The following is a 22,762-nucleotide window of genomic DNA, read 5'->3' as shown; positions in this document are numbered from 1 at the left end:
ACGGAAAACCGCTCTCGCTTTTCCTGGAATAACCTTGGCCGTCAGCCGGCAAAGACCCGCTTGGGCTTGAACATGCCTTGCTCGATGGCACCGATGGCGACCAGCTTGCCGCGCGCCGTCGCGCAGGCTTCTTCGGCTTCCACCGGTGCGTCGCGGCCGCGGATGATGACCGGATTGCCGAGGCGGATTTTCGTCGCCGCGTCGTCGCTGATGGCGACCTGCGGCAGGCAGTCAAGGGCAGCGGATGTATCCACCAGAAGGGCGTCGATGGCGTCGAAGTCGATCGGCGCTGCCACCTCGTCAGCGGCTTCAACCGTGTCAGCGGCATCTGTCGCGTCCGGGTCGTCTTCACCCGGCACGCCGAAACGGGCGGCCTCCAGTTCTGCGATGGTGACGAAGTCCTCCGGCGTGAACGGCTCGACCTCGACCCGGCGCAGTTCGGAAATATGGCCGAAACAGCCGAGATCGCGGCCCATATCGCGGGCCAGCGAGCGCACATAGGTGCCCTTGCCGCATTCGACTTCGAAAACAGTATGGTCGGCATCGTGCTCGACAATATCGAGCCGGCCGATCTCGACCTCTCGTGCGGGTATGTCGACCGTCGCGCCGTCACGGGCCAGATCATAGGCGCGCTCGCCTGATATCTTGATGGCCGAGAATTGCGGCGGCGTCTGCATGATGACGCCGGTGTATTTCGGCAGCAGCGCAAGCACCTCGGCTTCCGCCGGACGCAGGTCCGAGTTCTTCGTCACCGGACCCTCGAGATCATCGGTCGAACGCTCCTGCCCCCAGGCAACGGTGAAGCGATAGATCTTGGCGCCGTCCTGCACGTAAGGCACGGTCTTGGTGGCTTCGCCAAGCGCGATCGGCAGCATGCCGGACGCTAGCGGATCGAGCGTGCCGGCGTGGCCGGCCTTTTCCGCCTGGAACAGCCATTTGATCTTGGAGACGGCTTCGGTCGAACCCATGCCGACCGGCTTGTCCAGGACCAGCCAGCCCGAGATCGGCCGGCCCTTCTTCTTTCCGCGACGCGCCACTATTCGGTGTCCTTGTTGTCGTCTTTGTCCTGGCCTTCGGAACCCAGATCGCGCGCCACTTCGGGCGACTTCAAGAGATCGTTGATCCTGGCGAAATTGTCGAAGGAGGTGTCGAGCTTGAAACGGAACTCCGGCATAAACTTCATCTGCCGCAGCGCGCCGGAGACACGGCCACGCACGAACTTCGCATGCTTGTTCAGCGCCTCCACCACCGCATCGGTATCTTTGGCGCCGAGCGGCGAGACGAAAGCGGTAGCGACCTTCAGGTCGGGCGACATGCGCACTTCCGAAACCGAAACCACGGTGTTCTCGATCAGCGGATCGATGATCTCGCCGCGCTGCAAGGTTTCGGACAAGGCATGGCGCACTTGTTCGGCGACGCGCAGCATGCGCTGGGATGGGCTGGATGTGGTTGGACGGGGCATTTTTCTCGATCCTGAAAGCGTGAGGCGCGGGATGGAACCGTGCCGCATGTCTCATATGGTCATTCTCAATAGGACCTGCTCAATAGACTTGGGGGCGGCGGTCTTTCGACCACCGCCCGGTATCGACAAGTCACTCGAACTCAGAGCGTACGGGTCACCATCTCGACGCGGAAGCACTCGATGATGTCGCCGACGCGCATGTCCTCGTAGTTCTGGAAGGCCATGCCGCACTCCTGGCCGCCGGGAACTTCCGCAACCTCGTCCTTGAAGCGCTTCAGGGTCTTCAGCGTGCCTTCGTGGATGACGACGTTGTCGCGGATCAGACGCACGCCCGCACCACGCTCGACCTTGCCTTCGGTGACACGGCAGCCGGCGATCTTGCCGACCTTGGTGATGTCGAAGATTTCGAGGATCTGCGCATTGCCGATGAAGGTCTCGCGACGCTCCGGCGACAGCAGACCCGACAGAGCCGCCTTCACGTCATCCACAAGGTTGTAGATGATCGAGTAATAGCGGATTTCGATGCCCGCGGCAGCGGCGGCAGCACGTGCCTGGACGTTGGCACGAACGTTGAAGCCGATGATCGCCGCACCCGAAGTCTCCGCCAGCGACACGTCGCTTTCGGTGATGGCACCGGCGCCGGCATGGACGATGCGCGCACGCACTTCGTCGGTGCCGAGCTTGTCGAGCGCCGCGTTGATCGCTTCGATCGAGCCCTGCACGTCGCCCTTGATGACCAACGGGAATTCCTTCAGCCCGCTCGTCTGCAACTGCGACATCATCTGCTCGAGCGAACCGCGCTGACCGGCATGCTTGGCAACCGCCTTCTCGCGCGCCAGACGCTGGCGATATTCGGTGATCTCGCGGGCACGGGCTTCGTTGTTGACCACGGCGAAGCGGTCGCCGGCCTGCGGGGTTCCCTGCAGGCCAAGCACTTCGACGGGCATCGCCGGCGGTGCTTCCTTGATCTGCCCGCCACGATCGTTGACCAGCGCGCGCACCCGGCCCCATTCGTTGCCGGCGACAAGGATGTCGCCCGGCATCAGCGTACCGGTCTGCACCAGCACGGTGGCGACGGGGCCACGGCCCTTGTCGAGTTGGGCCTCGATGACAACACCCTCGGCGGTACGGTCCGGATTGGCCTTGAGGTCGAGGATTTCGGCCTGCAGCAGGATCGCCTCGAGCAGCTTGTCGAGATTGGTGCCCTTGGTCGCCGACACTTCGACGTCCAGCACTTCACCGCCCATGGATTCGACGAAGACCTCATGGCGCAGCAGTTCGGAGCGCACCTTCTGCGGATCGGCATCATGCTTGTCGATCTTGTTGATCGCCACGATGATCGGAACGCCGGCCGCCTTGGCGTGGCTGATCGATTCGATCGTCTGCGGCATGACGCTGTCGTCGGCCGCAACCACCAGGATGGCGATGTCGGTCGCCTGGGCGCCACGAGCACGCATCGCCGTGAAGGCGGCGTGGCCGGGCGTGTCGATGAACGTGATCTTGTGACCGTTCTTCTCGACCTGGTAGGCGCCGATATGCTGGGTGATGCCACCGGCTTCGCCGGAGACGACATTGGCATTGCGGATGGCGTCGAGCAGCGAGGTCTTGCCGTGATCGACGTGGCCCATGATCGTCACGACGGGCGGACGCGTCACCAGGTCCTCGGCATTGTCGGCGATGTTGAACAGGCCTTCCTCGATGTCGGACTCGGCGACGCGGCGGACGGTGTGGCCGAATTCGGTGGCAACCAGCTCCGCCGTATCGGCGTCGATGACGTCGCCCGGCTTCAGGATCTGGCCCTGCTTCATGAAGAACTTGACCAGATCGACCGCACGCTCGGACATGCGTTGCGCAAGTTCCTGGATGGTGATGGTCTCTGGCAAGATCACTTCGCGCATAACTTTCTCGCGCGGCTCATTGTGCATCGCGCGCTTGAATTTTTCCTGGCGGCGGCGCATCGACGACAGCGAACGGGCCCGCGCGTCCTCATCGGACAATGCGGAATTCAGCGTCAGCTTGCCACGACGGCGATCTTCCTCGGCCTTGGTCGGCTTGGCCGGACGCGCCACTTCAGGCGTGACCGGACGGCGCACCGGCGCGCCAGCGCCAATCCGCTTCGGCTTGACCTCTTCCTCGTCGTCGACCGTTGCCAGTTCCGCGGCCAGCGGCGCGCGGCGACGTGCCTCTTCCTCGGCGCGACGGCGGGACTCTGCCTCAGTCTGCAACCGCGCCTCTTCCTCAGCCTGGCGGCGCGCGGATTCTTCGCGTTCGCGCTTGCGGCGCTCTTCGTCCTCGGCGCGGCGCTTGGCGTCCTCGGCAGCGCGCTGTCGGTCCTCGACCTCGCGTACCTTCGAGCCTTCGAGCGCCCTGCGGCGCGCTTCCATTTCACTGCGCGACAGTTCGTTCAGCACCATGCCGCTGCGCTCGACCGGAGGCGGCGGTGGCGCCTTCGGCGCTTCCTGTACGACGGGTGCGGCCACAACCGCCGGCTTCGGTATGAAGACGGGGGCGGCAACCGGCTCCGGCTTGTCGCCGGGCATCGAGAACTTGCGCTTCTTGGTTTCGACGACGACCTGCTTGGTGCGGCCGTGCGAGAAGTTCTGGCGCACAGTGCCCTGTTCCATACCGGGGCGCTTTAGCGTCAAGGTCTTCTTCGGCGTCACACTCAGCGTATTGTCGTCACCCGATTTCGTATCGCTCATTCCATATCCTCTGCGGCATCATCTTCGTCAGCAACAGCCGCAAGCATTGCCAGATCGTCCGGGGAACCGCCCCGATACCGGTCGAGCGCAACCATGCGCTTCTGGACCGCCCTGCCCGCGTCTCCCGCGAGAACGGCAGCATGTATCACATTTGTACCCCCCAATGCCAAGCTCAACTCGGCCTCGGAGAAAAGTTTGTAGGCAAGGATAGCCGGCCCGCCGAGATGGACTGTCGCCCGTCGCGCCTGGCTGATCTTGCGCACGCCGTCGTCGGACGCCTCGGTCGCATGGAGCACGAAAAGCGCCAATCCGCCGCGCACCGCGCTCTCGACCTTGGTGGCTCCAAGAGAAATCGCGCCTGCCTTGCGAGCAAGCCCAAGCATGCCCAGAGCGGATTTGGAAAGCAGCCCGTCGACCATGCCGCCAAGATCGGGCGGCACGACCACCTGTGCCTTGAAGGCGCGGGCAAAAAGGTTCTTTGCCGCCGCCTTGTCGATATGTAGGCGGTCGGCGGTCACCCAGCAACCACGGCCGGGCAGATTTCTCTTGATGTCGGGAACGACGGCCGAATCCGGGCCGACGACGAACCGGATCAATTCATCCGGTTCGGCCTGCCTGCGGGTGACGATGCAGGTGCGATCGTTCATCTCGTCCAAGGGCGGGTTCGGTGCGATGCGGTTTCACCTCACGCACCAACGGCTTCGTCAGCCGTTTCTTCTTCGGCTGCAAGCTCGTCTTCGGTGATCCAACCAGCCTTCAGGCGGGCGGCCAGAACCATCTGTTCGGCATCGGCGCGTGTCACGCCATGACTGGCCAGCACGCCCGGATACACTTTCGTCTCGCCGTCCTTGCGTTCCTTCCAGCCGGTCAGGTCGTCGGCGGCATAGCCGGCGAAATCCTCGATCGTCTTCACGCCGTCCTCGCCAAGCGTCACCATCATGGCGGTGGTGACGCCGGGGATTTCGCGCAATTCGTCGGAGACGCCGAGCGCCTTGCGCTTGTCGTCGTGCTCGGCTTCGATCTTCTCCAGATACTCGCGGGCGCGGGTCTGGATTTCCGAAGCGGTGTCTTCGTCGAAGCCATCGATCGAGGCGATTTCGCCGGAATCGACATAGGCGACTTCCTCGACGCTGGTGAAGCCTTCGGAGGCCAGCACCTGGCCGACCATCTCGTCGACGTCGAGGGCTTCCATGAACAGCGACGAACGCTCGACGAATTCCTTCTGGCGACGCTCGGATTCTTCGGCCTCGGTCAGGATGTCGATGTCCCAGCCGGTCAACTGCGAAGCGAGCCGCACGTTCTGGCCGCGGCGGCCGATGGCCAGCGACAGCTGGTCGTCGGGAACCACGACTTCGATGCGTTCGGCATCCTCGTCGAGCACGACCTTGGCGACTTCCGCCGGCTGCAGCGCGTTGACGATGAAGGACGCGGCCGAAGGCGACCACGGAATGATGTCGATCTTCTCGCCCTGCAATTCGCCAACGACGGCCTGGACGCGGCTGCCGCGCATGCCGACGCAGGCGCCGACCGGATCGATCGAAGAATCACGCGAGATGACGGCGATCTTGGCGCGAGAACCGGGGTCGCGGGCGACCGACTTGATTTCGATGATGCCGTCATAGATTTCCGGCACTTCCATGGTGAAGAGCTTGGCCATGAACTGCGGATGGGTGCGCGACAGGAATATCTGCGGGCCGCGCTGCTCGCGGCGCACGTCGTAGACATAGGCGCGGACGCGGTCGCCATATTTGTAGTTTTCGCGCGGGATCAGTTCGTCGCGACGGATGATCGCCTCGCCACGGCCGAGATCGACGATGACGTTGCCATATTCGACACGCTTGACGGTGCCGTTGACGATTTCGCCGATGCGGTCCTTGTATTCATCATACTGGCGGTCGCGTTCGGCCTCACGCACCTTCTGCACGATGACCTGCTTGGCCGACTGGGCGGCAATGCGGCCGAAATCCATCGGCGGCAGCTGTTCGGCGATGAAGTCGCCGAGCTGGGCGTCGGGGTTGCGCTCGCGCGCCGAGGAAATGGCGATCTGGGTGGCGTAGTCGTCGACCTTCTCGACCACTTCCATCAGCCGCTGCAGCTTCATCTCGCCGGTGTTCGGGTTGATGTCGGCGCGGATGTTGGTCTCCTGGCCGTAACGCGAACGCGCCGCCTTCTGGATCGCATCGGCCATGGCGGCGATGACGATTGACTTGTCGATCGACTTTTCGCGCGCGACCGCATCGGCGATCTGCAGCAGTTCAAGCCTGTTGGCGCTTACAACCATCGTTTTTCTCCCGAGCCTGTTCGCCGGACCTTTGCGCCCGGCAGCTCAATCATAGTTCCTGTTCGGTTTCGTTTTCCGCGCCGGCATCCGCACCCTCGGGCGCATCATCGTCCGGTTCGCCGCGGCGTTTCTTGGCTTCCTTGCGCGCCCTGTTGTCTTTCGACAGGGCATCGCGAATGAGATCGTCGGTCAGGATCAGGCGCGTTTCGGAAATCGCGTCATAGGGGACCCGCACCGTCGGCTCCTCGCCATAGGCGGCCTTTTCGCGCTCGATCAGCACATCGTTGTCACCGGCCTCGACGATCTTGCCCTTGAACCGCTTGCGGTCGGCGACGATGATCGACGTCTCCATCTTGACCAGATGGCCGGTCCAGGTCGCGAAATCCGATTTGCGGACCAGCGGCCGGTCGATGCCGGGCGAAGAGACTTCGAGGTGATAGGCCTTTTCGATCGGATCATCGACGTCGAGGGCCGGCGACACCGCGCGGCTGACCTCTTCGCAGTCCTCGACGGTCATGGTGCCGTCCTCGCGCTCGGCCATGATCTGCAGCGTCAGCCCGTTCTGGCCCGACAGATGCACCCGCACGAGGCGGAAGCCGATGCCGCGCAGAACCGGCTGGACGATCAGCGCGATGCGCGCATCGATGCCGCTTTCGCGGATGATGCGGTCGTCGCCTTCGCTTGCCGTTGCAGTCATTCGATCCCTGTCGTTCTACCCGAAGCTACCGGCAGGTAATAAAAAAGAGCGGGACCGGGTGGACCCACTCTTCGTCATACCGACCAAGAATTTGAGGCTGATATAACCGATCATGGCCGCTGTTTCAAGCCCGCCGTATCGGCACGGACAAAAGCCGTGGCAACGACAGTGTTGCGCCAGACGCATGGCCTCCATGCGGCAGTACCCCTGTGAGCCTCAACGCTGCATCACCATCTATGTTGCATCGCACAAAGATGACGACACGTCACAGCAGCGAAAGGATACGACCATGACCAACCGCAAGATTCTATCCGCCATAGGCCATCTCTTCACGACATTTGGCAGTGCAGTCGCTGCGTCGCGTTCCGTGGAAGCCGGCCGCAGGCCACGCGCGGACGACCTGCGCAAGCTCGGCATGGATCCGGCTGTCTTCAACAGGATCGGCCGTTTCTAAGGGTTTGGCGGGCTGACGACGCACGCGCTTGCCGCCGGCGAACCCCGGAGGCCGCGTGCGATCGGCCTGCTTACCTCCTGATGAAGGTAAGATAGGCGGGCCGCCGGCCCTCACGAACAGCCTTCGCCTCGTAACGGGTACCCGGCCAGCCATCGTAGGGCCGATGCCAATCCGCCGCCTCCGAAGCCTGCCACGCGAATGCACCATGCGCCCGACAGTGCAGCAAGGTCCAGTTCACATAGGTGTCGATATCGGAGGCAAAGCGGAATTTTGAACCCGGCTTCAGCACGCGCGCGAAACGGTCGAGATTGATCGGGCTGACGAAACGGCGCTTCCAGTGCTTCTTCTTCGGCCACGGATCCGGATAGAGAAGGTCGATGCCGGCGAGCGAGGCTTGCGGCAGCCAGTCGAGCAGCCGGGTGGCGTCGTCGTCATAGACCTTGAGATTGGCAAGCGGCTTTTCCCTCACCGCCATCATCATCTTGGCCATGCCGTTGACGAAGGGCTCGACGCCGATAAAGCCAATCGATGGCGCCTCGGTGGCGCGATGCAGGAGGTGCTCGCCGCCGCCGAAGCCGATTTCGAGACGAACCACCGAAACATCCGCTTCAAACAGGGTGCTGAGATCTGCCGGAGGTTCACCCGTCAGATCGAGCCGATATGTGCCAAAGCCGCTTTCCAGTGCGGCCGCCTGCTGCGGACGCATGGTCTTGCCGCGCCGGCGACCGAAGAAGGCTTCGGTCGCGCGGCTTGGTCTGTCCTTCGGGTCCATGGCAGGACTTTGCGGCGCCGCTGTCAGGCGGCGACCGCGTCCTTGAGCGCCTTGGCGAGATCGGTCTTCTCCCAGGAGAAGGACCCATCGCGGCCGGCCTTGCGGCCGAAATGGCCGTAGGACGACGTCTTGGCGTAGATCGGCTTGTTGAGATCGAGATGGCGGCGGATGCCTGACGGCGACAGATCCATCACCGTGCGCAGCGCCTCTTCAAGCTTGGCCTCGTCGACCTTGCCGGTGCCGTGCAGGTCGACATAGACCGACAGTGGCTGGGCGACGCCGATGGCGTAGGAAAGCTGAATGGTGCAGCGGTCGGCGAGTTTCGCCGCCACGACGTTCTTGGCGAGGTAGCGCGCCGCATAGGCAGCCGAACGATCGACCTTGGTGGTGTCCTTGCCCGAGAAAGCGCCGCCGCCATGCGGTGCGGCACCGCCATAGGTGTCGACGATGATCTTGCGGCCAGTCAGCCCGGCGTCGCCATCCGGCCCGCCAATGACGAACTTACCGGTCGGGTTGATGTACCACATGCAGTTGTCGGCGATCTTGAGCTCGCCCAGCGCCTCGCGGATATAGGGTTCGACGACCTTGCGGACCTTCTTCGAATCCCAACTCGCATCGAGATGCTGTGTCGACAACACGATTTGCGTCGCCTCGGCGGCCTTGCCGTCGACATAGCGGACAGTGACCTGGCTCTTGGCGTCAGGACCGAGCTTGCCGGCCTCGCCGCTGCCTTCGTGGCGGGCGGCGGCCAGCAGTTCGAGGATCTTGTGGCTGTAGTAGATCGGCGCCGGCATCAGATCCGGCGTCTCGCGGCAGGCATAGCCAAACATGATACCCTGATCGCCGGCACCTTCCTCGCCCTGACGGTCGGACGCGTTGTCGACACCCTGGCCAATATCGGGCGACTGGCCGTGCAGCAGGACCTCGATCTTCGCGTTCTTCCAGTGGAAGCCGGCCTGCTCATAGCCGATTTCACGGATCGCCTTGCGGGCTACCGACTTGAACTTCGCCGGATTGACCACCGGGTGGCCGGCGGCATCCTTGAGGATGTTGCCTTCCTTGTCCTTCTTCAGCAGCGTCTCGGGGACGCGCACCTCACCGGCGATGACGACGCGGTTGGTGGTGGCCAGCGTCTCGCAGGCGACACGGACTTTCCATGGGTCCATGCCGGCCTTCTTGGCTTCGCGATAGACCAGATCGACGATCTCGTCGGAGATCCGGTCGCAGACTTTGTCGGGATGGCCCTCGGCAACGGATTCCGAGGTAAAGAAGTAATTCTGCCGCGTCACGGGTGTCCCCTCTTGAAAAAACGATCGGCAGGCTGCCGATTTTGGCGCGCCACGTGTTAGCGGGGTGGAGCGCCGCTCGTCAAGCGGTGCTGCCGTTCTGGCATGAATGTCGATGCAGTTATCTTGTGCCACCGGCGGCAGGCTGCCGCCGGTCCAAACGGGATTGCGGATCAGTCGAGATCGTCCGTGGAGAGCGATTTGACCAGGTCAATGATCCTGCGGCGCACCTTGGCATCGGCAATCTTGACAAAGGCGCGGTTGAGCTGAAGGCCTTCGGGACTGCCGCAGAATTCGACGGCGAAAGCCATCGACGTATCTTCTGCAAAGCCACGGCCGGGCGCGGCCTCCTGGCCGGGCGCATCTTCGAAAAAGAAGGCGACTGGCACGCCGAGAATCGACGCGATCGCCTGCAGGCGGCTGGCGCCGACGCGATTGGTGCCCTTTTCATATTTCTGAATCTGTTGAAATGTGATGCCGAGATTCTCGCCCAGTTTTTCCTGGCTCATTCCCAGCATATTGCGGCGAAGCCGGATGCGACTGCCAACATGGATGTCGATCGGATTCGGTTTCTTCTTGTTGTCTTCTGTCATTTTTTCCTCGCCGAATTTTTTCGGCTTTCTCTATTTTTTTTCTTGCCCAAACGACGCCGGCGGCAACTGCCCCAACAGAACGATCCACCGACTTCGAGAAATTTTCAGGCACTTACAGTATGAGTTTCTAATGTGTGGGCTGTCAATTCACCCGTAGCCTTTGCCTTACGTTCAACAATGCGGCGGCGATGGCAAACAGCAACATGATCAGCATTCCGTTAATGCGCCTTTGGCCAGCGGATATGACCGCCTGCCCGGAAATCGGCACGCGCGCATCGATGGCGCCGCGCGCGTCGATCGCCAGCGCATCGACGACGCGCCCGCGGGGATCGACGACGGCCGAGATACCGTTGTTGGCAGCACGCAACAATGGCAATCCATTCTCCACCGCACGGATCTGGGCCTGCCTGAAATGCTGATACGGACCCGGCGTGTCACCGAACCACGCATCATTGGTAACGTTCACAATAAGCTGCGCTGACGTAGCGTCAACTGCCACCAGATCGGGAAAGATCACCTCATAACAGATAAATGGCAGCGCACGGATGCCGTCAGGCAAAGTGATGGCGTGCCGCTCGTTGCCGGCCGCAAATGTCATCGGCCCGGCAACCAGCTGCTCGATGCCGAAACGCTCAAGCAGATCGGCGAAAGGCAGATATTCGCCGAACGGCACCAGATGAACCTTGTCGACGGCGTCGGCGATTTCACCCTTGTCGTCGATCGCCACCACGGAGTTGTAGTAGCGACTGTCGGCATTCGCGGCTGAGCCGCCTTCCTCGCGGACGACGCCGGCGATCAGCATCTGGCCGGGTCCGAGCATGTCGCCCAGCGCCGTCAACGCGTCCGGACGCTCGGTAAAGAGGAACGGCACCGAGGTCTCGGGCCACAGGATCAGTTGCGGCTTTTCATGACCAGGATCCGGCGCCTTGGCCGACAGCCCCATCAAAGTTGCGAAGATGCGGTCGCGCACCGAGGCATCCCACTTTTCCGACAGATCCACGGCCGGCTGGACGATGCGGACATCCAGGCTGTGCGTCGCCGGCTTTTCGGGAGTGGCAAGCCTGACATAGCCGAAACCGATATGGGCGGCGGCGAGGACGGCAAACAGTGCCGCGCCGAGGCGCAGGTGTCGGCGCGCCACCAGCAGCGCCGGCAATGCGAAGACGAACACAGCGAGCGCGTTCATGCCGATCATGCCGGTCACCGAGACGCTCTGCATCAGCAAGGGCAGGGGCATGGCCGCATAGCCGATCGCATTCCAGGGAAAACCGGTGAACAGGAAGTCGCGCAGCCACTCCGCCAGCCCAAAACCGAAGGCAAGGGCGGCGATGCGGCCGATATCGCTGCTCCACAGCAGTCGAGCAACCATTGCCGCAAAGCCGTAGAAAAAAGCGAGTGCGAAGGGAATGCCGACCACCGCGAAGGGAAGCGCCCAGGCAAAACTGTCAGCCTCGACCAGCAGTGCCGAGCCAATCCACCAGAGGCCGGCAAGGAAATAGCCGAAGCCGAACCACCAGCCGACGGCGAAGGCAGGCCGCAGGCGACGAAACAGGCTGCCGGAGGCTTCGCCGGTGGCGCCATCGATCAGCCAGACCAGCAAGGGAAACGAGATGAAACAGGCAGCGAAGAAATCGTAAGGGGCCTGGCCAAGCACGGCAAAAGCCCCGGCGAGAAACGCCACCAGCGCGCGCCGCCAACCCCAAAGCAGAATTATCCGGCCGGCCAGGCGCTCCATGCAAACTTCCGAGTCGCGCGAATCAGGAAGCAAGATTTAACAGGCCGCGGTCCGCGCTCCAAACGCAGGATGGCTGGCTGCAATGCAAGCCCCCGCCTACCGGTGCCAGCCGTCGATGCGCACGCCGCTCAGCCGTTCGGCCTCTTCACGCGAAACAGCACGAATGGTCTGGGTGAAGGTCCAGACATGGCCTTCGGGATCACGTGCCCGATACTGCCGTTCGCCGTAGAACTGGTCGGCAGGCTCCTGGATGATCTCGGCGCCGTTTGCCCTGGCGTGCTCACAATGGGCGTCCAGGCCGTCCTTCAGCCGCACATAGACTGATTGGGTGTTCTTGCCGGAGACGGAAGCGGGGCTGGCGACGTAATCGGTCCATTCGGAATCGACGACGACGTAGCCGTCGCCGAACCGCATCTCGGAGTGGACGAGCCTTCCATCGGCGTCGCTGATCACCAGGCTGCGCTCGAAGCCGAAGGCCGTTTCCAGCCAGTCCAGCGCGGCGCGAGGGTCCCTGTAGAACACCCCGGACCCCAAGGTGGAATGCTTGAAGGGGTCTTCGACCGTCATCAGCGGGCGCTTAGGTCCTTGTTTAGTCGCATGATGTTTATCATCCTGCTTAAGCCTGCTCGGTGCGTGCGGCGCGCCGGCGCCGCTCGCCCTTCTGGCTCTGCACGATGCGCACGCGCTTGACGCGGCGCGGATCGGCATCAAGGACGTGGAATTCGAAGCCGGGGATGGCCTGCACCACCTCGCCGCGCGCCGGCACGCGGCCAAGCGTGTTGAAGATCATGCCGCCGATGGTATCGACATACTCACCATGTTCGCCGGCGGCGAAATCCTCGCCGATCATTTTGGCGACATCGTCGATCTCGGCCTTGCCGTCGACGATGAACACGCCGTCGCCGCTCTGGGTGATCATCGGCTCATCGTCGTCATGCTCGTCCTCGATGTCGCCGACCACCATCTCGACAATGTCTTCCAGCGAGGCAAGGCCATCGGTGCCGCCATACTCGTCGATGACCAGCGCCATCTGCGTGCGTGTCGTCTGCATGCGGCCCATCAGGTCGGAGGCAAGCATCGACGGCGGCACGAACAGCACCTGGCGGATCAGGTTGAGGTCGCCAATGGTGCGCGCGAGGTCGACCTGCGTGAGGTCGAGAACCGTGGCGGCAGGGGTTTTCCGTGTCGAGCGGCCCTTCTTGACGCGCGCGATCTTGGTGATGTGGGCCAGCACGTCGCGAATGTGCACCATGCCGCGCGGATCATCGAGCGTCTCGGAATAGACCGGCATGCGCGAATGGCCGGACTGCTCGAAGGTGCCCAGCAGATCGCCGAGCGTCGTCGTGATCTCGACCGCCTCGATGTCGGCGCGCGGCACCATGACGTCCTCGACGCGCACCTCGCGCAAACGCAGGATGTTGTTGAGCATGGCGCGTTCGCCGGGCGAGAAGGCGCCGGCGTCGCTCGCCGTTTCGGCAAGCGCCCCGGCGATTTCCTCACGCAGGCTGGTCCCGTTGCGCTGCCGGAACAGGCCCAGCACGCGGTCGAATAGGGAGGGACCGGCTGGCGATGTTTCGCTGGCAACGCTGCCGGTAACGGTACTCGGACTTGATCCCTCTTCCGACGTATCGGAAGCCTTGTTCGCACTGCCGGCGTCGGGGCGGGCGGCAGTCTCTGGTTTGTCGTTCATCGTCGTCCGGTCAATTGGTCAGACGTAGTTACGCGTAGGGATCGGGAATGGCAAGCCTTGCGAGCGCTGCGCGCTCGATGGCCTCCATCGCCTCGGCCTCGGCGTCGGTCTCGTGGTCATAGCCCAAAAGGTGCAGCAGGCCATGGATCACGAGATGAGTGATATGGTTCTCGACAGGCTTGTCTTCCAGTGCCGCCTCACGCGCGACCGTCTCGGCGGCGAGCACGATGTCACCCAGCATTGGCGGCAATGGAGCGCCTTGCACAAGCGGAAAAGCTGGGAAAGACAAGACGTTGGTCGGTTTGTCCTTGCCGCGCCAGCCGGCGTTGAGGGTCCGGATATGGGCGTCGTCGGAAAAAACGAGGCTGAGTTCGGAACGGCCCGACACGCCGGTTTCGGCAAAAGCAGCCGCGACAGCGCGATCGACCAGCCGTGTCAGGCTTGCCTCATCGGGCCAATTGCCCGCCTCGACTGATATATCAATTTCGACGGGGACCGGACGTGCCCCGTCGCCGGATATGTCGTCCTCAGGCATGAGGCCGCATCGTCACATCAATTCTCGGCGCCGAGGCCGCGCGCCAGTTTGGCATCCCGGTCATACGCCCTGACGATTTCCGCCACCAACGGATGGCGGACGACGTCGCCATCGTTGAAGCGCACGGTTACCGCGCCGGCCACGCCATCCAGCACGCGCAAGGCTTCGACCAGGCCCGATTTGGTGTTCGAGGGCAGGTCGATCTGGGTCGGATCGCCAGTGACGATCATGCGCGAGTTCTCGCCGAGACGGGTCAGGAACATCTTCATCTGCATCGGCGTGGTGTTCTGCGCTTCGTCAAGGATGACGGCGGCATGCGCCAGCGTGCGGCCGCGCATGAAGGCGAGCGGCGCGATCTCGATCACCTCCGCGGCAATGGCGCGCTCGACCTTGTCGGCGGGCATCATGTCGTAAAGCGCATCATAGAGAGGGCGCAGATAGGGATCGACCTTCTCCTTCATGTCGCCCGGCAGGAAGCCCAGCCGTTCGCCGGCCTCCACGGCCGGCCGCGACAGGATGATGCGTTCGACCATGCCGCGCTCAAGCAGCATCGCGGCATGCGCCACCGCCAGATAGGTCTTGCCGGTCCCGGCCGGGCCGATGCCGAACACCAGTTCCGACCGCTCCAGCGCGCGCATATAGGCGTCCTGGTTGAGCGAGCGGGCATAGATTGTCTTCTTGCGGGTGGCGATCTGGGCGGCGGAGACCTTCCCCTTGCGTTCCAACGTCGGCAAGGTCAGCTGATCGTCGGCGGCAATCGCCATGCGCACGGCGCCGTCGACGTCGGACTGGCCGATGTCGACGCCCTTCTGGAGAATGCCGTAGAGATTGTCCAAAGCCCGGCGGGCCTGCTCGGCGGCCGACGCCGAGCCCTTGATCGTCAGCTGGTTGCCGCGCGAGCGGATGTCGACGCCGAGCTTCTGCTCAAGCCTGGCCAGGTTCTCGTCGAACTGACCGTAAAGGGCGCTGGCAAGCTTGTTGTTGTCGAAAGTCAGAACGATGTGCGCCATGTCAGAAGCCCCAGACGCCGGTGCCGGGGGCAGGCTCTTCACTTCTGCAGCGCTCAACCGTCTCTCCTCATCTGCCGAGACCCTCAGGCCAATTCGGCGAACAGGCTGTTGTAGCCCGTCTTCGTGATTCGCACCTGGATAATGTCACCGATTTCGCCGGCCTTTTCATCAACAATAACGGGCTGCAGCCAAGGTGAGCGGCCGACCTTCTGGCCGGCCTGGCGGCCGGGCTTCTCGATCAGCGTGTCGATGGTGCTGCCGACGAGGCTTGCGCCGAAATCCTTCTGCTGCTTCAGAAGTAAGGCCTGCAGCCGCTGCAGGCGCTCATCCTTGACCGTTTCCGGCACATGGTCGGCCATCTCGGCGCCCGGCGTGCCGGGACGCGGCGAGTATTTGAACGAGAAAGCCGAGGCATAGTTCACCTGGCGCACCAGTTCCATGGTCGCCTCGAAATCCGCCTCGGTCTCGCCGGGGAAGCCGACGATGAAGTCGCCGGAAAGCGCGATATCCGGTCGCGCGGCACGAATGCGGTCGAGCAGCGTCAGATAATCCTTCGCGGTGTGCCTGCGGTTCATCGCCTTGAGGATGCGGTTGGACCCGGATTGCACCGGCAGATGCAGATAGGGCATCAACGCAGGCAGATCACGATGGGCTGATATCAGTTCATCGTCCATGTCGCGCGGGTGGCTGGTGGTGTAGCGCAGCCGCGCCAGCCCTGGGATTTCGGCCAGCCTGAACAGCAGGCGGCCAAGGCCCCATTCCTCGCCGTTTTCGCCCTGGCCATGCCAGGCATTGACGTTCTGGCCAAGCAGCGTCACCTCGCGCACGCCGGCTTCGGCCAGACGTTGCGCCTCGGCAACGATCTGCGCCACCGGCCGCGACACTTCGGAGCCCCTGGTGTAAGGCACGACGCAGAAGGTGCAGAACTTGTCGCAGCCTTCCTGGACGGTGAGGAACGCGGTGATGCCGCGCTTGATGACCTCGGCGCGTTTGGGCTGCGGCAGATGCTCGAACTTGTCCTCGATGGCGTAGTCGGTCTCGACGATCTTTTCGCCGCCGCGCACCCGCGCCAACACGTCGGGCAGCCGGTGATAGGTCTGCGGGCCGATGACCAGATCGACGGCCGGCGAACGGCGGATGATCTCGGCCCCTTCGGCCTGCGCCACACAGCCGGCGACGCCGACCAGCATCTCGCGGCCTGCCACGGCCCGTTCTGCCTTCATATCGCGGATACGGCCGAGTTCGGAATAGACCTTTTCGGCCGCCTTCTCCCGGATATGGCAGGTGTTGAGCAGCACCAGATCGGCCTCGCCGATGGCATCGGTGGCGGTATAGCCGTCGGCGGCCAGCGCATCGGCCATGCGCTGTGAATCATAGACGTTCATCTGGCAGCCATAGGTCTTGATGAAGACCTTTCTGGTGGCTGCCGCCGGCACGGCCATCGCTTCGGCCGCGGCGTCGATGTCGTCACGCTCTATCGTGTTCAAGTCCATCCGGCGGCTTCTAACGCCTTTCGATGACAAAAAACAGACGATTCTCCGCCACGGCCGTCACGCACACTGGCGCACCCGTCAACTGTCTATCGGCTCGGGCGCGGATCGGCGAGTGCCGCCTGCATCATCGCGCGCACCTGGCTTTCCATCAGCTTCGACGTTTCCTTGCGGTTCGAGCCTTTGGAAAAGGCGATCGGTTCGCCGAAATGCACCTCGACGTCGAGTGCCCCCTCCTTCAGCAACACCTTGAGATGCGGCATCAGGTCTTCATCGCCGATCCAGGCGGCAAGCGGCCGGTGCCGACGGCCGAGCGGCACGCCGTGCAGGCGCGTGTAGGCGATCGCCACCGGCTGGATGAAGACCTGTTCGGCCGCGCCTTCTGAAATCGCCATCGAGGCGGCGCCAAACAGCGTGCTCTTGAAGGGCAGGACGATGTTGCCGTCGCCGGTCGATCCCTCGGCGAACAGCACCATGGCGTCGCCGTTGGCCATGCGGCTGGCGATCTCGCTTGCCTGGTCGCCGGACGATCGCTTGCGCTCGCGCTCGATGAAAACGGTGCGCTGCAGCTTCGACAGCATGCCGATCAGCGGCCAGCCTTCCATATCGGCTCTGGCGATGAACTTCACATCGACCATGGAGCCGAGCACCATGATGTCGGTCCAGGAGACGTGGTTGGACGCGACCAGCAGTGGACGTTTGTCGGACAGCGCGCCATTGACATGGATGCGCATGCCCAGCGCCCGGATGATCAGCCTGTGCCAGATTTTCAGGATGAAGGTTTCCGGCCACCAGCCGGTCTTCATCGACAGGATCTGCAACGGCACCAGGACCAGCGAACCGGCGGTGACGAGGCCCAGCGACAGGAAAATTCTGATTTTTGCGATCATACAGTCCCGGCCCTGCCGTTACAGCGCCGCGCGTCCTTTTTGGAAGCGCCGGGGACACTATAACCCTTGGATTTGGCGCTTCTGGCTAGCGAAGATCGCGGCGCATGACAAGCGCCCCGGTCGGTCCGTGCTCGGACGACCTGTAGTAATTGGGGCGTTTGCCGACTTCGCGGAAGCCCAGTCGCCGGTAGAGGGCGATCGCCGCGACATTGGTCTCGTCGACCTCGAGGAACAGCGCTTCGGCGCGCTGAGCGTGCAGTTCGCGCAGCACCGCGTCCATCAACTGCCAGCCCAGCCCCTGCCGGCGGTGCGAGCGCGCCACCGCGACGGTCAGGATCTCGCCCTCGCCGGCAGCCAGCCTGGCCAGCACGAAGCCGACCGGCGGCTTAGCGCCCTGCCCGGTTTCGCGCGCGGCATAGCCGAAGACGGTGTCCTGTTCGAGCAAGGCGGCGAATTCGCCGTCGGTCCAGGGGCGGACAAAATCCTCGCGATGCAGCAGCGAGACCGCCGGGCTGTCGGTGATCCTCAGCGGCTCGAGCGCATAGTCCCGGCGGCGTGGTTTGAGAAAAGGTATGCGCATTAGTTTTGTTGCCTTGATAGTATGAACCCAGCCTGCGACTTGGCGTCCGCACCACGCAAATAAAGCGGTTTCGGCCTTTCGCCCCCGCCCTTCCCGGCCGCCAGGCGAGCGTAGGTGAGAATGTCGGCGGTGGCCGTCTCGGGGCCGATATCGAAGGCGCGCCCTGCTGAGGCAGCGATTTGCGCAGCCGCGGTGCCGGCTAGCACCGAAGTGCTTTCCGTCGCCATGGCCACGGCACTCGCCAGTGTGGTCACAGCCGGACCGTAAGTCAAAACTGACATTTGATCGAAAAGGGCGGCATGGAGTTCCTCGCGGCCGGCGTCGAGCGCCGCCAGCACGGCGCGGCCAGGAAATGTCCCGGCTGCCTCGGCAGCCAGCGCCTCCAGCGTCGTCACCCCAATCGCCGGAACCTTCAGCGCCAGCGCCAGGCCGCGTGCGGTCGACACGCCGACGCGCAGGCCGGTGAAGGAGCCGGGACCGACAGAGACGGCGATGGCGTCGAGACCGGCATAGTTGGTCGCGCCTGCCTTCAGCGCTTCAGCGATGGCGGCCATCAGGTGCTCGGCATGGCCCTTGCCGAGATCGAGCACCGAACGGCCAAGCTCCTGCTTCGCCCCGGTGTCATAGACGCAAGCGGCGCAGAGGTTGGCGGCACAGTCGATGGCAAGCAATTTCATGAAACGACCGGTTCGAGAAACAATTCCCTGTGCCCGCCACTGCCCGCCACCGCAAGGGGATAGTGCATAATTTGTTAAGCGGCTTCGTTTCGGCTTGGCCGGAAAAGTAGCTACGCGGCCCGTTCGATGCGCAGCATATGGTTGTCCCAGACATAGTCCGGTTCGGAGCGTGTCGCACCGCTGCCCTCGATGATTTCGCCGGCGCCTGTGGTCGCCATGAAGCTGGTTCCGTCGGGCGCCACGCCGCAGACCTCGACCAGCGCGCTGTTCGAGACGATCCGGCCGCTCGCCGCGTCGATCACCACCAGCGAATTGCCTTCCGGCGAAGAGACGGCGACTGTGCCGGCAACCGGATTGGCGGCGACCGAGCCGATGTAGTTGCGGAAACCGGACAGGACGTCCTGCGGCATGTCGAGCAGCTGCAACTCCTTGCCACGCGCGGCGCGGCCGACCAGCAGCGGTCGATCGGTGCCCGGCCCCCTGTACTGACAGCCGAACCAGACGGTGCCGGACCGGTCGGTGTCCATATGGCGGATCGACAGCTGGTGCAGTGCCGCCGGCAGCTCGTGCTTCTCGATGAGGTCTCCGGTGACGCGGTCGATCAGCACATAGGACGGCTTCATGGTTGCGATGTTGAGCTCGGCGCGGCCATAGTCCGGATGGGTCTCGATGCCGCCATTGGCAACCGCAATCGTCTTGCCGTCGCCCAGGAGCAGAAGCTCGTGCGGACCGATGCCATAGGTCGGGAATTCGCCGATGCGGCTGAATTTCGCCCGCGCATCGTAGATACCGACCACACCGGCGGCATTGTCGAAATCATTCTCGGTGGCATAGAGCAAAGCGCCGTCGGGCGAGAACACACCATGGCCGAAGAAATGCCGGCCGGTGATGCTGGTGATGGTCAGCGGCTTCTCGCGGCCCGAATGATCGAAGACCATGGCGAAAGTGCCCGGCTGGCGAGCGAAGACCACGGAGCGCTTCGAGACCGGATCGAAAGTGACGTCGTGGCCGCGATCGGGCAGGTCGATCGCATGCAGGAGCTTGCCGGCCTCGGAGAGCACGGCCGCGCCATAACTGCCGTCGCGCTTGACAAAGGCGGTAGCGAAGACGGCGTCGGCCGCCAGTGTCGTTGCCCAAGCCGACGGCGCCATTGCGGCGGCAAAACCAATGCCTGCTGCCCGGAGGAAATCGCGGCGGTCGATCAGCGGCGTGCGCATGCTCAGTCTCCGTCGAGCGACGAGAAGCCGGCGGTCAGGCCGAATTCGGCGGTCAGCCTGGTGCCGATCAGAGTCGACAGGCTGGAGGTGATCAGCGCGAAATGATCGAGCTTTTCGCGCAGTGTCGGATCGGCAAGCGCCTTGTCGATCGGACCGCTGACCGCCTTGGCGGTGGCGACACCGTTGACCAGCTGGATGTGGATCGATTCCGCCATCCAGCGCGCGTTGGGCGGCAGTGCGTCGCCGAGCTTCGAGGCCTGGAACAGATCGTCTATTCCCGACAGATTGGCGGCCAGCGAATTGGTGGTGTTCTGCGACCGCCAGTAGATTGCTTGCCTGGGCTTGTCCGCATCCGGCTTGCCGCCGAAAAAGCCCTTCAGGCGCACGTCGCGCACCATTTCCAGTTCATTGATGAAAACACCGACCAGTTCGGTCACCGCTTCGTTGCCGTCGCGATAAAGCGCATTCTGCGGCCCCGGATTGGCCCAAAGGGCGGCAAAACCGTCAGGCTTGTTCCAGGCGGCGCTGACCTCGCCAGCCATGGTTTCGATGTTGCCGGCAACCGCGGCGCCATAGGCACAGCGATAGGGATCGGCCTTGCCCGTCAACGCCTCGGCGCCATCGCCGTAGAGGACGAATTCCAGCGCGCCCAAGCCCTGCATTGCGACGCTCTTGCCGGCCAGCTGTGCCGGATCGGTTGCTGTCGGGTCCTTGTCGGACAGCGCCGCCTGCACCTGCTTCAGGCCGATGCTCTTGCGGTCCGGCCAGAACAGCATGCGCTCCAGCCGGTTGTTCTCCTTGATCGGCCCGAACCCGATGATCTCGGCTGACGACCAGGCATCGACCGTCGCCGAAAACTGGGCACGAGCCGCATCGAGGTCTTCTTGCGAGGGCCCGGTGCAGAGCGTGTGCATCGCCTTGGTCAAATGGCCGGTGTGGTCGTGCAGGCTGGCATAGGCCGGGCGGACAAAGCCGTCGACCGCCCGCTGGATGATTTCGGAGGCTTTCACAGCCGCCGACGCCGGGGCGACGCCCAGCAGAGCCAGCGGCAGAACGAGAACCAGTGCAGAGCGCTTGAGCATCACAGTGACTCCAGAAATTTGAGCAGTGCATCGCGGTCGGCCGCGCTGGCGGCGGCAAAGCGGTCGCGCGTCTTCTGGGCCTCGCCACCATGCCACAGGATCGCCTCGGTCAGGGTGCGCGCGCGGCCGTCATGAAGGAAGAAAGAATTGCCGTTGACTGTTTCGGTGAGACCGATGCCCCACAGTGGCGGGGTACGCCACTCATTGCCTGTCGCTTCGCCCACGGCCTGGCCGTCGGCCAGATCCGGCCCCATGTCGTGCAGCAGGAAGTCGGAATAAGGCCAGATCAACTGGAAGGCCTGCGCCTTGTTCGGGGTATCGCGACGGGTGACGAATTTTGGCGTATGACAGGCAATGCAGCCTATCTCGTAGAAGATCTTCTTGCCGGCGAGCACTTGCTGCGCGTCGAGGTCGCGGCGTGCCGGCACCGCCAGGTTCTGCGAATAGAAGGTGACGAGATCCATCACCGGCGCCGGCGCCTCGACCGGGCCGAGGCGCTGATGCACGCCATTCGGCATGGTCAGGCATTTTTCCTGTGCGGTGGTGCAGTCGCCCCAATGTTTCGGCTCTTCCGGCGTCGAGATGCCGATGTCGCCGGCAAAGGCATCCGCCGCCTGCTGGCGGATCGACGCTGTCTGCGCCTTCCAGCCGAAACGGCCAAGCGTCAGCTCTCCACCCTGGCCGTCGCGCACGATGTTGGGCCTGCCGGAAATGCCGTCACCGTTCCGGTCGTCCGGGTCGGCATTGGCAAGGATATCCGCCGGTGCGATCTCCTCGATCAGGCCAAGGCCGATCATCGGCGGCGTCAGGCGCGGCGATAGCGTGGTGCGCGGATCAAGCGGCCCATAGCCGGAATCGATGACCGAATAGCTGGGTTTGCGCAGCGAAATCACCGTGCCGTCCGCCAGCGTCACCGGCCGTTCCTGATAGTCGACATGCATCCTGCCTTCGCCGCGCAGGCCTGGCACGGCCAGCTCCTGTAATTGCGAGCCGTAGACAGGGTCGGGAAGGTTAGGCAGCCGGTGATCGGCAAGCGCTGCCTTTTCTTCCGCGCTGCTCGCCTCGCGGGCCAGCCGCAGGAACATCGAGGTGGTGCCTACGTCGCCTTGCGGCGGACGGCCGCGGCCATCCTTCAGATGGCAATTCTGGCAGGCGCGTTCATTGAACAGCGGACCGAGCCCGTCCGAAGCCTGTGTCGAGGATGGCGACGACACCCAGTTCTTGCGGAACAGGGCGTTGCCGAGCTTGAATGTGCCCTCTTCCTCGAAGGTGATGTTGGCTGAGGATTGGGAGAAGGAATCGCGGCTGACGTCCTTCCTGGACGTGCCGGCGCCGCCTTGCATCCGTTCGAACTGCTCGGGCTTGGAAAAATCCGACGTCGGCCTGGTGGTGGCTGTGACGCGCGCCTGATCCTTCGGATTGAGGTCGGTGCGCGTGGTGCCGAGGCCGGCGGGCTGAAGGTCGCCGGCAATCGCTGAAGAGGTGAGCGCCACCACGAGGACGACACAGCGCCCACGCGCCGATCCGGCTGGCGTTTTGTGACGAGGCGGCGAGCCATTGGCCCGCCGCAAGCGGCGCACGAATTCTAGCAGGCGCCGCATTCCCGCAT

General features: G+C 63.6%; 22 protein-coding genes. 1 reads left to right on the top strand and 21 read right to left on the bottom strand.

The genetic code is table 11. From position 1 onward, the window contains the following. Nucleotides 1-41: 41 nt before the first annotated feature. The 6 genes from truB to rimP form a co-directional block, all read right to left on the bottom strand. Nucleotides 42-1,037 carry a tRNA pseudouridine(55) synthase TruB gene (truB, locus tag AC1DYW_RS05310; RefSeq protein WP_457151728.1) on the bottom strand — a complete coding sequence of 332 codons (996 nt, stop codon included), beginning with the start codon at nt 1,035-1,037 and terminating at the stop codon, nt 42-44. Next, nucleotides 1,037-1,462, bottom strand: a complete 426-nt coding sequence (gene rbfA / locus AC1DYW_RS05305) for a 30S ribosome-binding factor RbfA (RefSeq protein WP_095082415.1) — start codon at nt 1,460-1,462, stop codon at nt 1,037-1,039. The genes truB and rbfA overlap by 1 nt, the downstream gene beginning before the upstream one ends. Nucleotides 1,463-1,602: 140 nt before the next feature. After that, a complete protein-coding gene (gene infB, locus AC1DYW_RS05300; protein WP_477225339.1) occupies nt 1,603-4,164 on the bottom strand; it encodes a translation initiation factor IF-2 in 2,562 nt (853 codons plus the stop codon). Beyond that, complete coding sequence (locus AC1DYW_RS05295) at nt 4,161-4,811, bottom strand: RNA-binding protein (RefSeq protein WP_457151726.1); 651 nt, start codon at nt 4,809-4,811, stop codon at nt 4,161-4,163. Before AC1DYW_RS05295 ends, infB begins: the two co-directional genes overlap by 4 nt. A gap of 38 nt (nt 4,812-4,849) precedes the next feature. After that, nucleotides 4,850-6,445 carry a transcription termination factor NusA gene (nusA, locus tag AC1DYW_RS05290; protein WP_095082421.1) on the bottom strand — a complete coding sequence of 532 codons (1,596 nt, stop codon included), beginning with the start codon at nt 6,443-6,445 and terminating at the stop codon, nt 4,850-4,852. Between the two features lie 49 nt (nt 6,446-6,494). Next, nucleotides 6,495-7,142 carry a ribosome maturation factor RimP gene (gene rimP / locus AC1DYW_RS05285; protein WP_095082423.1) on the bottom strand — a complete coding sequence of 216 codons (648 nt, stop codon included), beginning with the start codon at nt 7,140-7,142 and terminating at the stop codon, nt 6,495-6,497. 289 nt (nt 7,143-7,431) lie between these two features. Between rimP and AC1DYW_RS05280 the strand changes: the two genes are divergently transcribed. Continuing rightward, complete coding sequence (locus AC1DYW_RS05280; RefSeq protein ID WP_477225338.1) at nt 7,432-7,596, top strand: hypothetical protein; 165 nt, start codon at nt 7,432-7,434, stop codon at nt 7,594-7,596. Between the two features lie 70 nt (nt 7,597-7,666). On the opposite strand, the gene trmB is transcribed toward AC1DYW_RS05280, so the two are convergent. From trmB to AC1DYW_RS05205, 15 genes are all read right to left on the bottom strand, one after another. Then, nucleotides 7,667-8,368: a tRNA (guanine(46)-N(7))-methyltransferase TrmB gene (gene trmB, locus AC1DYW_RS05275; RefSeq protein WP_477225337.1), complete on the bottom strand. Its 702-nt coding sequence runs from the start codon at nt 8,366-8,368 to the stop codon at nt 7,667-7,669. A gap of 23 nt (nt 8,369-8,391) precedes the next feature. Further along, nucleotides 8,392-9,657, bottom strand: coding sequence for a methionine adenosyltransferase (gene metK / locus AC1DYW_RS05270; RefSeq protein WP_477225336.1), 1,266 nt, complete (start codon nt 9,655-9,657; stop codon nt 8,392-8,394). Between the two features lie 170 nt (nt 9,658-9,827). Then, nucleotides 9,828-10,247 carry a helix-turn-helix domain-containing protein gene (locus AC1DYW_RS05265; protein ID WP_095082429.1) on the bottom strand — a complete coding sequence of 140 codons (420 nt, stop codon included), beginning with the start codon at nt 10,245-10,247 and terminating at the stop codon, nt 9,828-9,830. Between the two features lie 142 nt (nt 10,248-10,389). Further along, nucleotides 10,390-11,982, bottom strand: a complete 1,593-nt coding sequence (lnt, locus tag AC1DYW_RS05260; RefSeq protein ID WP_477225335.1) for an apolipoprotein N-acyltransferase — start codon at nt 11,980-11,982, stop codon at nt 10,390-10,392. Between the two features lie 96 nt (nt 11,983-12,078). Continuing rightward, nucleotides 12,079-12,549 carry a VOC family protein gene (locus tag AC1DYW_RS05255; RefSeq protein ID WP_477225334.1) on the bottom strand — a complete coding sequence of 157 codons (471 nt, stop codon included), beginning with the start codon at nt 12,547-12,549 and terminating at the stop codon, nt 12,079-12,081. A 49-nt stretch (nt 12,550-12,598) separates the two neighbouring features. Beyond that, nucleotides 12,599-13,672, bottom strand: a complete 1,074-nt coding sequence (locus AC1DYW_RS05250; protein WP_095082435.1) for a hemolysin family protein — start codon at nt 13,670-13,672, stop codon at nt 12,599-12,601. A 28-nt stretch (nt 13,673-13,700) separates the two neighbouring features. Next, nucleotides 13,701-14,207: an rRNA maturation RNase YbeY gene (ybeY, locus tag AC1DYW_RS05245; RefSeq protein WP_477225333.1), complete on the bottom strand. Its 507-nt coding sequence runs from the start codon at nt 14,205-14,207 to the stop codon at nt 13,701-13,703. 17 nt (nt 14,208-14,224) lie between these two features. After that, a complete protein-coding gene (locus AC1DYW_RS05240; protein ID WP_023758127.1) occupies nt 14,225-15,217 on the bottom strand; it encodes a PhoH family protein in 993 nt (330 codons plus the stop codon). An 83-nt stretch (nt 15,218-15,300) separates the two neighbouring features. Beyond that, nucleotides 15,301-16,710 carry a tRNA (N6-isopentenyl adenosine(37)-C2)-methylthiotransferase MiaB gene (gene miaB, locus AC1DYW_RS05235; RefSeq protein ID WP_477225332.1) on the bottom strand — a complete coding sequence of 470 codons (1,410 nt, stop codon included), beginning with the start codon at nt 16,708-16,710 and terminating at the stop codon, nt 15,301-15,303. Between the two features lie 86 nt (nt 16,711-16,796). Beyond that, a complete protein-coding gene (gene olsA / locus AC1DYW_RS05230; protein WP_477225331.1) occupies nt 16,797-17,597 on the bottom strand; it encodes a lyso-ornithine lipid O-acyltransferase in 801 nt (266 codons plus the stop codon). A gap of 85 nt (nt 17,598-17,682) precedes the next feature. Continuing rightward, entirely contained in the window at nt 17,683-18,177 is a 495-nt protein-coding gene (rimI, locus tag AC1DYW_RS05225) for a ribosomal protein S18-alanine N-acetyltransferase (RefSeq protein WP_477225330.1), read from the bottom strand. Next, nucleotides 18,177-18,854: a tRNA (adenosine(37)-N6)-threonylcarbamoyltransferase complex dimerization subunit type 1 TsaB gene (gene tsaB, locus AC1DYW_RS05220; protein ID WP_477225329.1), complete on the bottom strand. Its 678-nt coding sequence runs from the start codon at nt 18,852-18,854 to the stop codon at nt 18,177-18,179. Before tsaB ends, rimI begins: the two co-directional genes overlap by 1 nt. 110 nt (nt 18,855-18,964) lie before the next feature. After that, nucleotides 18,965-20,071 carry a DUF1513 domain-containing protein gene (locus tag AC1DYW_RS05215; protein WP_477225328.1) on the bottom strand — a complete coding sequence of 369 codons (1,107 nt, stop codon included), beginning with the start codon at nt 20,069-20,071 and terminating at the stop codon, nt 18,965-18,967. Between the two features lie 2 nt (nt 20,072-20,073). Next, nucleotides 20,074-21,153, bottom strand: coding sequence for an imelysin family protein (locus AC1DYW_RS05210; protein ID WP_477225327.1), 1,080 nt, complete (start codon nt 21,151-21,153; stop codon nt 20,074-20,076). After that, the gene (locus tag AC1DYW_RS05205; RefSeq protein WP_477225326.1) at nt 21,153-22,754 is read right to left on the bottom strand and encodes a di-heme oxidoreductase family protein; all 1,602 of its coding nucleotides are present in this window, start codon (nt 22,752-22,754) and stop codon (nt 21,153-21,155) included. The genes AC1DYW_RS05210 and AC1DYW_RS05205 overlap by 1 nt, the downstream gene beginning before the upstream one ends. Nucleotides 22,755-22,762 lie beyond the last annotated feature (8 nt).

It is taken from the genome of Mesorhizobium sp. P2_D5 (assembly GCF_056404355.1).
This window is presented reverse-complemented; position numbering and strand designations above follow the sequence as displayed.